Annotated in this window: 4 protein-coding genes; 1 reads left to right on the top strand and 3 read right to left on the bottom strand. The window is 66.3% G+C overall.

Going from position 1 to position 3227, the window contains the following annotated elements; all coding sequences use genetic code 11:
• Together VGB60_RS08420 and VGB60_RS08415 are read right to left on the bottom strand one after the other, a co-directional pair.
• A partial coding sequence (locus VGB60_RS08420; RefSeq protein ID WP_331037823.1) for a glutamate--cysteine ligase occupies window positions 1-816 on the bottom strand: 816 nt, incomplete at its 3' end.
• A gap of 73 nt (window positions 817-889) precedes the next feature.
• The gene (locus VGB60_RS08415; protein WP_331037822.1) at window positions 890-1609 is read right to left on the bottom strand and encodes a 16S rRNA (uracil(1498)-N(3))-methyltransferase; all 720 of its coding nucleotides are present in this window, start codon (window positions 1607-1609) and stop codon (window positions 890-892) included.
• Window positions 1610-1697: 88 nt separating this feature from the next.
• On the opposite strand from VGB60_RS08415, the gene VGB60_RS08410 reads away from it, so the two are divergent.
• Window positions 1698-2090 carry a GIY-YIG nuclease family protein gene (locus VGB60_RS08410; RefSeq protein WP_331037821.1) on the top strand — a complete coding sequence of 131 codons (393 nt, stop codon included), beginning with the start codon at window positions 1698-1700 and terminating at the stop codon, window positions 2088-2090.
• Window positions 2091-2096: 6 nt separating this feature from the next.
• On the opposite strand, the gene VGB60_RS08405 is transcribed toward VGB60_RS08410, so the two are convergent.
• The coding region (locus tag VGB60_RS08405; protein ID WP_331037820.1) for an acyl-CoA dehydrogenase family protein at window positions 2097-3227 on the bottom strand (1131 nt) is incomplete at its 5' end.

Raw genomic sequence — 3227 nt, 5'->3', positions numbered from 1 at the left:
GTCGACGTAGGCCTCGCCGCGCTTGGCGAAATACATCGGCACGTCCAGCGCATAGTCGGCGTAGCGCTCGTAGCCGAAGCCGTCGGCGAAGACGAAGTCCAGCATGCCGGTGCGGTCCGGATCGGTGTCGGTCCAGACGTTGGCGCGGGCGCTCAAGAAGCCGTTGGGCTTGCCCTCGGTGAAGGGCGAGTTGGCGAACAGGGCGGTGGCGATCGGCTGCAGCGCCAAAGACGTGCGGAACTTGGCGACCATGTCGGCCTCGTCCGCGAAGTCGAGGTTGGACTGGATGGTGCAGGTGCGCAGCATCATGTCGAGGCCGAGCGAGCCCTTCTTGGGCATATAGGCGCGCATGATGGCGTAGCGGCCCTTGGGCATGACCGGCACGTCCTCGCGCCGCCACATCGGATCGAATCCGACGCCGATGAAGCCGAGGTTCAGCTGGTCGGCGACCTGTTTGACCTCCATCAGGTGGCGGCCGGTCTCGTCGCAGATCTCGTGCACGTCCTTCAGCGGCGCGCCCGACAGTTCGAACTGCCCGCCGGGCTCGAGACTGATCGACGCCGTCAGGCCGTCGGCGTTCTTGCGCTCCAGCGCGATGAGATGCCCCGCCTCCTCGACCGGCGCCCAGCCGAACCGCTCCAGGCCGGTCAGCATGGCGAGGATGCCGCTGTCGCCCTCGTGCGTCGGGCGCCGCAGGGTGCTGCGGTCGAAGCCGAACTTTTCGTGCTCCGCCCCGATGCGCCACTGCTCGCGCGGCTTGGCCCCCCTGGCCATCGCGCCGATCAGGTCGTCCCGGGAAAGCGGCGCGTCGTTCATGCGGATATAGCCCCTCGTCTCGCGGCTAGATGGGCGACCTGACGGCGACGCTCAAGGGGTATCGACGGTCTGGCTACCGATCCCAGTCCCCGACCGCCGCCTGCCACAGGGTCAGGGCGGCGATGGCGGCGGTGTCGGCGCGCAGGATTCTCGGGCCCAGAGACACGGCGGTGGTGAAGGGCAGGGCCCGCAGCCGCTCACGTTCTTCGGGCGAGAAGCCGCCCTCGGGGCCGATCAGCACGGCCCATGGGCCTTCGCCTGCCGCCTCCAGCGCCTCACCGGCCGGCTCCCCGCCCGTTTCGTCGCAGAACATCAACCGCCGTGAACCGTCCAGACCGTCCAGCAGTTCGGCCAGTTTCACCGGCTCCTCGATGATGGGCACGTCGACCCGCCCTGTCTGTTCGGCCGCCTCGATGGCGATGGCGTCCAGCCGGTCCATCCGCACATGCTGGGTCTGGGTCCGGTGGGTGATCACCAGCCGGACGCGCCGGACCCCTAGCTCGACAGCCTTCTCGACGGCGAACTCCAGCGCGGATTTCTTCACCACGCTGATCAGCAGTTCCAGGTCAGGGCCGGTCATCTGAGGCCGCACCTGCGCCTCGGCCCGCAGCACCACGCCCTTCTTCAGCACCTCGGCGATGACGCAGCGCCACTCGCCGTCGACGCCGTTGAACACCAGCAGGCTGTCGCCGATCTTCAGCCGCATGACCTGCGTCAGGTAGCGCGATTGGTCGAGGGTCGGCGCCACGGCGGCGTCCGGGGAGAGCGGCTGGGGGACGTGGAGGCGGATCATGGTCGTTTTCTATGCTCCCCTATCTCCGCCGTCATCCTCGGGCTTGACCCGAGGATCAGACCGTCGGCTCACTCCGCCGATGGAGGAGATGCACCGACCGCTGATCGCCACTTACATGACGGCCAGCCGTCCCTTCGGCGTGATCTACACGGGCGTGACTTCGAACCTGTATGCCAGAGGCGCACAGCACCGGTCGAGAAAGGGCGAAGCCTTCACGGCGCGATACGGCGCGGACATCCTCGTGTGGTTCGAAGTGCATCAAGCGGTCAAACAGGCGATCCGCCGCGAGAAGGCGCTCAAGCGCTGGAACAGGCCGTGGAAGATGGAGCTTATCGAGCGACGCAATCCAGATTGGCTCGATCTCTATCCGCTTGTGTGCGGCCTTGCGTCTGATCCTCGGGTCAAGCCCGAGGATGACGGGGAGGGGAGTGTGGCGGACTTTCTCCGAAGGCTCGACGACGGAGAAATCTACGAGTCCTAGGGCTGCCTACAACGTCCGCGCGATCAGCAGCTTCATGATCTCGTTGGTCCCACCGTAGATGCGCTGGACCCGCGCGTCCTTGTACAGCTGGGCGATCGGGTACTCGTTCATGTAGCCGTAGCCGCCGTGCAGCTGCAGCATCTCGTCGATGACCTCGCCCTGGATGTCGGTGACCCAGTATTTGGCCATCGAGGCCGTGGCGGCGTCCAGCTTGCCCTGCAGATGCAGGCCCAGGCAGTGGTCGACGAACACCTTGGCGACGGTCAGCTTGGTCTTCACCTCGGCCAGCTTGAACTGGGTGTTCTGGAAATCAATCACCCGCTTGCCGAACGCCTTGCGCTCCTTGACATAGGCCAGCGTCTCCTGAAGGCCCCGCTCGGCCGCGGCCACGCCCTGGACGGCGATGTTCAGCCGCTCCTGCGGCAGCTGCTGCATCAGCTGGATGAAGCCCTGGCCCTCGCCGCCGCCGATGATGTTCTCGCCCGGGACCTTCACCTCGTTGAAGAACAGCTCGGAGGTGTCGTTCCCCTCCATGCCGATCTTGTGCAGGTTCCGGCCGCGTTCGAAGCCCTCGGCGCTGTCGGTCTCCACGATGATCAGCGAGGTCCCCTTGGCGCCCTCGCTCGGATCGGTCTTGGCCACCACGATGATGAAGTTGGCCAGCTGGCCGTTGGTGATGAAGGTCTTGGACCCGTTCACCACATATTGGTTGCCCTGTTTGATGGCGGTCGTCTTGACCCCCTGCAGGTCGGAGCCGGCGCCCGGCTCCGTCATGGCGATGGCGCCGACCAGTTCGCCCGACTGCAGCCGCGGCAGCCAGCGCGCCTTCTGCTCCTCGGTGCCATAGTGCCAGATGTAGGGCATGACGATCGCGTTGTGCAGCGAGATGCCGAAATGGTCCGCGCCCTTCCAGCCCAGCTGGCGCATCAGCACCACCTCGTGCCGGTAGTCGCCGCCCATGCCGCCGTCTTCCTCGGGCATGGACAGGCCCAGCAGGCCGGCCTCGCCCGACGCGGTCCACAGGTCGCGCGGTACTGAGGAGTTGGCGATCCACGACTGCACCGCCTCGGGCGGCGCATGCTCGTCGATCCATTTGCCGACGCTGTCGGAGAAGAGGACGATCTCCTCTTCCTGCAT

This window comes from Brevundimonas sp. (genome assembly GCF_036399195.1).
In the GTDB taxonomy this organism is placed as follows: Bacteria; Pseudomonadota; Alphaproteobacteria; order Caulobacterales; family Caulobacteraceae; genus Brevundimonas.
This window is presented reverse-complemented; position numbering and strand designations above follow the sequence as displayed.